The 3,659-nt window shown below is 67.3% G+C and carries 3 protein-coding genes and 2 tRNA genes; 3 read left to right on the top strand and 2 right to left on the bottom strand.

Going from position 1 to position 3,659, the window contains the following annotated elements; genetic code table 11:
* Window positions 1–934 (bottom strand): cation:proton antiporter (locus tag BFF77_RS17450; protein WP_066950413.1); only part of this gene is annotated, 934 nt, incomplete at its 3' end.
* A 458-nt stretch (window positions 935–1,392) separates the two neighbouring features.
* Between BFF77_RS17450 and BFF77_RS17445 the strand changes: the two genes are divergently transcribed.
* Entirely contained in the window at window positions 1,393–1,587 is a 195-nt protein-coding gene (locus tag BFF77_RS17445; RefSeq protein WP_066950410.1) for a hypothetical protein, read from the top strand.
* A 104-nt stretch (window positions 1,588–1,691) separates the two neighbouring features.
* Here BFF77_RS17445 and BFF77_RS17440 read toward each other — a convergent pair.
* Window positions 1,692–1,765 (bottom strand) — tRNA-Gly (locus BFF77_RS17440).
* Window positions 1,766–1,905: 140 nt separating this feature from the next.
* Here BFF77_RS17440 and BFF77_RS17435 point away from each other — a divergent pair.
* Both BFF77_RS17435 and tig read left to right on the top strand, forming a co-directional pair.
* A tRNA-Pro gene (locus BFF77_RS17435) sits at window positions 1,906–1,982 on the top strand.
* 177 nt (window positions 1,983–2,159) lie between these two features.
* Entirely contained in the window at window positions 2,160–3,560 is a 1,401-nt protein-coding gene (gene tig, locus BFF77_RS17430) for a trigger factor (protein ID WP_066950407.1), read from the top strand.
* Window positions 3,561–3,659 lie beyond the last annotated feature (99 nt).

Here is a 3,659-nt window from a genome sequence, read left to right as displayed (position 1 = left end):
TGGTCATGAACGTCCTGGCGGGTATCTCCGCCGCCAGGACGTTCATGACCAGCGTCACGGCGACGGCGGCCAGAACCGGCCACAGGACGGTCGGCAGATCGCCCGGATTGATCGACAGGCCGAAGGCGAAGAAGAAGATCGCGCCGAAGGCGTCGCGCAGGGGATGGACGAGTGCGCGGATCCGGTCGCCCGAGGTCGTACCGCCGAGCATGAGCCCGACCATGAACGCGCCGATGGCGTCCGCGACTCCGAACCACTCCGACACGCCCGCCATGAAGACCGCGATGCCGAGGAAGGAGATCACCAGCAGTTCGTCGTCCTTGGTGGCGATGAACCGGCCCACCAGCTTGGTGCCGTACCGGGCCGCGACCGCGAGAGCCAGCAGGAAGCCGAAGGCCTTCGCCCCGTCCGCCACCGCCGCCGAGAGGCTGTCGGCTCCGGACAGGATCGGCTGGAGGGCCGCGAGATAGAGGGCCAGGAAGATGTCCTCGACCACGATGATGCCGAGGATGGGCCGGGTCTCCGGATTGCCGATCCGGCCGAGGTCGACCAGCACCTTGGTGACGATGGCGGACGAGGAGATGCCGAGCACTCCGGCCAGCACCAGCGCCTCGCTCGTGCCCCAGCCGAGCGCGAAGCCGAAGCCGAGTCCGGCGCCGACGTTCAGGGCCAGATAGGTGCCGCCCGCGAGGGCCATCTTCCGGCCGCCCGCCTTGAGGTCGTCCAGATGGAATTCCAGGCCCAGATAGAAGAGCAGCAGGACCAGGCCCAGGGCGCTGAGCATCTCCAGGTCGTGCGGATCGGAGACCAGCACGATGCCGGGCGTGTGAGGGCCGAGAAGGATCCCGGCCAGGATGAAGAGAGGGATCGTGGGCAGCTCGATCCGGCTGCCCAGCCGGGCGAGTACGGCGGCGGCGAGGAAGGCGCCGCCCATGGCCATGAGGGTCTCCGCGTGTCCGATGGGATCGCTCCTCCGTCTTCGGGTCCGTCCGTGGCTCGGCTTTCGGTTCGCCAAGGAAGTGTCAAGGAATCGTCAGTAATTAGTTTACCAAACGATTTACTGAGCAACTTTTGACGTCCTGTAGATGCCTCGGAGGCTGCGATTTGGCTGATGATCGCCGGTCGGTGCGCGGCGTGTCGGCCACTTCGAGTCGCAGGATGATTTGTCCCGCGAGTCGGTCATGAGCTGGGAATCGTGGCGCCGTACGAGAGATGCGAGCGCGACACGCCCGGTATGTGAATGGCGCGATCCCGATGGTTAGGAACCGTCACCCGACGCCACTCATACGGAGGTTGATGGCACCATGGTCGGGCGGGGTGTGGAGCGGGGTACGAGCGCCGTGCGCTCCCGCGCGGCAGGGCTAGGCGGACCGACCAAGGGTGTGATCAGTTGTGGCCATTTCGCTGTCAGTGGTGCTTCTCCTGGCGATCATCATGGCGGTGCTGATCAGGGGCGGCTCACTCAAGGCCGGGCCGGCGATCGTGGCGATCCTCTTCGGCTTCTTCCTCGCGTCCACCAACATGGCGCCGTCGGTGAACCGGTTCCTCAACTCGATAGCCGACACGATCAACCAGATCAGCTTCTAGCGCGCACACGCGGCCCTGAGAACCCCGCAGACCCCACTCGTGCAAGGCCCGTGAACGCCTCCGGCCCGACCGGTGGCATACGCACGCGATCGGGCCGGAGGCCATGGAGCGGGCGACGGGAATCGAACCCGCGTAGCTAGTTTGGAAGACTAGGGCTCTACCATTGAGCTACGCCCGCACAGCGCGTGCCGTGAGCCTGCGGGACTCCGGCACGGACAACATCGTAGCGGGTCCGGGCTGTTCGTCGCACACCAGGCGTACGGCAGACAAAGAGGCCGACGTGGCGCCCGCGGGCATGTACCCTACGTGTCGCACCGACGGGGTGTGGCGCAGCTTGGTAGCGCGTCCGCTTTGGGAGCGGAAGGTCGTCGGTTCGAATCCGGCCACCCCGACCATTCACGCAGGATCGCAGCGCGGCAGCGCATTGTGGGGGCCTTCCCGCTTGCGGTTACTATGCAAGCTGCGTGCCCGTGTGTCTGAAGAGTCTCTGATGAGCCGGGCCGATCCGCTGGGCCGCCGGAGAGCGGCGGACACAGCAGAACCCCAGAATCAGCCACCAAGGAGACCGAACCGTGAAGAGCGCCGTGGAGACCCTGAACCCGACTCGGGTTCGGCTCACTGTCGAGGTGCCCTTCGAGGAGCTCAAGGACAGCCTCGACGCGGCGTACAAGAAGATCAACCAGCAGGTCACGGTGAAGGGCTTCCGCAAGGGCAAGATCCCGGCCCGGATCATCGACCAGCGGTTCGGGCGTGGTGCTGTGCTGGAGGAGGCCGTCAACGACGCCCTCCCGAAGTTCTACACCGACGCGGTCAACGAGGGTGAGCTGAATGTCCTCGGCCAGCCCGACGTCGACATCACCGAGCTGAAGGACGGCGAGCTGCTCGCCTTCACCGCCGAGGTGGACGTCCGCCCGGTCATCGAGATCCCGGACTACTCCGGTATCGAGGTCACCGTCGACGCCATCGACGTCTCCGACGAGGAGGTGGACAAGGCCGTCGAGGCGCTCCGCGACCGCTTCGCGTCCACCACCCCGGTCGAGCGCGCCGCCGCCGAGGGCGATGTCGTGACGCTCGACCTGGAGGCCAAGGTCGACGGCGAGGTGCTGCCCGACGGCGTCGCGAGCGGTGTGCAGTACACCATCGGCTCCGGCGAGCTGCTCGACGGCATCGACGAGGCCGTGATCGGTCTGGAGGCCGGCGGCGAGGCCACCTTCACCTCCGAGCTGAAGGGCGGCACCGCCGAGGGCAAGGAGGCCGAGGTCACCGTCAAGGTCTCCCAGGTCTCCGCGCGCGAGGTGCCCGAGCTGGACGACGACTTCGCCCAGATGGCGAGCGAGTTCGACACGCTGGAGGCGCTGCGCGCGGACAGCCGCAAGCGCCTTGAGGGCAACCGCCAGTACGACCAGGCCACCCAGGCCCAGGAGCGCGTCCTGGAGGAGCTGCTGAAGCTCGCCGAGGTGCCGATCCCGGAGAAGCTGCTCGCGGACGAGATCAACACCCGTAAGCACAACCTGGAGCACCACCAGCTCGGTCAGATGGGACTCGACCTCGCGAAGTACCTGGAGATCCAGGGCAAGACCGAGGAGGAGTTCGAGACCGAGACCAAGGAGCAGGCGGAGAAGGGCATCCGGACCCAGTTCATCCTCGACGAGCTGGTCAACAAGGAGAAGCTGAACGTCAACCAGGAGGAGCTCACCGAGCACCTCATGCGGCGCGCCCAGTCCTCCGGCATGTCTCCGGACGAGTTCGCCAAGGCGGTCGTCGAGGGCGGCCAGGTCCCGATGCTCGTCGGTGAGGTCGCGCGCGGCAAGGCGCTCGCCGTGGTGGTCGAGGCCGCGAAGGTGACGGACACGAACGGTGTGCTGGTCGACCTGAGCGACGAGGACGAGGACGACGAGGCGGCGGCCGAGACGGTCGAGGCCGTGGAGACGGCCGAGCCCGCCGCCGGCAAGGGCGACAAGACCGAGGCCTGAGCCGTACCGCTCGACGCGACCGTGCCGTACCGCTCCGGTGTCCGACCGACGCCGGAGCGGACCCGAGGCAGGCCGAACGCGTGTCCGGGCCGGCCCGGA

Origin of the sequence: Streptomyces lushanensis (assembly GCF_001700515.1) — a bacterium.
In the GTDB taxonomy this organism is placed as follows: Bacteria; Actinomycetota; Actinomycetes; order Streptomycetales; family Streptomycetaceae; genus Streptomyces; species Streptomyces lushanensis.
This window is presented reverse-complemented; position numbering and strand designations above follow the sequence as displayed.